Raw genomic sequence first — 2,160 nt, 5'->3', positions numbered from 1 at the left:
CTGGCCCGGTCGACGGGCTGCGCGTGCACGGCGCCGGCAACGCGCCGCGCGTGCTGCGGGCCGCAGTTTTCGCCAGTTGTGCCCTGCGGGGCGAGGCGATGGCGCTGCCCGCGCGCGTGATCACGACGCACACCAACTTCGCGCCCGTCGCCGCGCTCGGTCGGCGACTGGCGGGCGTGCCTTATACCGTCGTCGCGCACGGGATCGACATCCACGCGCGGCTGGCGTCGTCGAGGGCGCGCGCGTTGTGTGGCGCCGACGCGGTGTGGGCCGTGTCCCGCTGGAGCAGGCAGCGTTGCCTGGATCGCGGCGTGCCCGAGTCGTCGATCGGCATCGTCGGCAACACGGTGGACGACGCGCGCTTTTCTCCCGGTTCGCGAGACCGCGGGCTCGTGGCGCGTTACGGCATCGCTGCCGACGAGAAGGTGGTGCTGACGGTGGCGCGGCTCGACCCGGCCGAACGCTACAAGGGCTACGACCGCGTCGTGCAGGCGCTGGCGGCGCTGCGCGACGCGGTGGGTCCGGTGCGCTACCTGCTCGTGGGTAGCGGCGATGATCGGGCGCGCGTCGAGCAGCTGGCTGCGGAGTGCGGCGTCGCGGACTCGGTGACGTTCTGCGGCTTCGTGCCGGATGATGCGCTCGCCGCGCACTACCGGCTCGCCGATGCGTTCGCGATGCCCAGTCTCGCCGAGGGTTTCGGCATCGTCTTCCTCGAATCGATGGCCTGCGGCGTTCCCGTGCTCGGCGGCGACCGCGACGGCAGCGCCGATGCGCTGGCGGACGGCGAACTCGGCCTGCTTGTCGATCCGGGCGAGACGAGGGCGGTTGCCGCGGGGCTCGCACAACTCCTGCGTCGCGAAGGGCCGCGGACATGGTTCGAGCCCGACGCGCTGCGCGACGCCTGCCTGCGGCGCCACGGACGCGCCGCATTTGCCGCGCGCGTCGCGTCGCTGATGTCGGAACCGCCGTGCGGGGTGCACGCATGTGCGGGATAGGCGGCGTCTTTTCGACCGACGAACTGCCTGATGTCCTGCTGGCGCGGATGCAGGATGGTCTTCGCCATCGCGGGCCGGACGGCGAGGGCCGCTGGCGTGACCCGTGCGGAACCGCCGGGCTCGTCCACGCGCGGCTGGCGATCATCGATCTCACCGATGGCGGCGCGCAGCCGATGCGGTCCGCCGATGGCCGCTATGTGCTGGTCTTCAACGGGGAGATCTACAACTACCGCGCGCTGCGTGCCGAGCTCGAAGCCGGCGGCGCGCGTTTTTCCACCGAGTCCGATACCGAGGTGCTGCTAACGCTGGCGGCAGCGCATGGCATCGAGGGCCTACGGCGCCTTCGCGGCATGTTCGCCCTGGCGCTGTGGGATACCCACGCCCGGCGCGGGCTGCTCGCGCGCGATGGTTTCGGGATCAAGCCGCTGTACTACGCGAACACGGCCAGCGGCCTGCTGTTCGCATCCGAGCTGCGCACACTGCTGGCGACGGGCGCAGTGGACTTCCGCCTGGACCCGGTCGCGCTTGGTGATTTCTTCGCCACCGGGTCCGTGCCTGAGCCGGCGTCGCTGGTCGAGGGGGTCGCCGTGCTCCCGCCGGGCCATACCCTCAGCTGGGAGGGCGGCCGCGCCACGCTCGAGCGCTTCTGGAGCGTGCATTTCCCTCCACCGACTGTATCCGCCCGGAGCGAGGCGATTTGCCTGACCCGCGCCGCGCTCGAGGATTCGATCACCGCGCACTTCGTCAGCGACGTGCCCGTCGGGCTTTTCCTGAGCGGCGGCATCGACTCGACCGCGCTGCTCTCGCTGGCCGCGCGCGCCGGCCATGCCAGCGGCATGGATACGTTCTCGATCGCGGTCGACCAGGCCAGCCACGACGAAGCGGGGGTGGCGGCGGCGAGCGCGCGGCGCTTCGGCAGCCGGCACCACGTGCTGCGGCTGGACGGTGGATCCGCCGCTGACAGCCTGGACAGCTTCCTCGACAGCATGGACGTGCCGTCGGTGGATGGATTCAACACGTGGACGGTGTCGCGGTTCGCACGCTCGCAGGGCATGAAGGTAGTGCTGTCCGGGCTCGGCGGCGACGAGATGTTCGGCGGCTACCCGAGCTTCCGCAACGTGCCCCGCCTGCGCGCGCTGGTGTCGGCGGCGCGGCGGCTGCCGTG

The 2,160-nt window shown here is 71.6% G+C and carries 2 protein-coding genes; both read left to right on the top strand.

The annotated features are described in order from the left end of the window. Positions 1–995: glycosyltransferase family 4 protein (locus FW784_RS13710; protein WP_149353882.1), on the top strand; the 995-nt coding region annotated here is incomplete at its 5' end. Next, positions 968–2,160, top strand: a 1,193-nt coding sequence (gene asnB, locus FW784_RS13705; RefSeq protein WP_187770832.1) for an asparagine synthase (glutamine-hydrolyzing), incomplete at its 3' end; no start/stop codon positions are given. The genes FW784_RS13710 and asnB, both read left to right, overlap by 28 nt.

The organism is Cognatilysobacter lacus, assembly GCF_008274655.1.
Lineage (GTDB): Bacteria > Pseudomonadota > Gammaproteobacteria > Xanthomonadales > Xanthomonadaceae > Cognatilysobacter > Cognatilysobacter lacus.
This window is presented reverse-complemented; position numbering and strand designations above follow the sequence as displayed.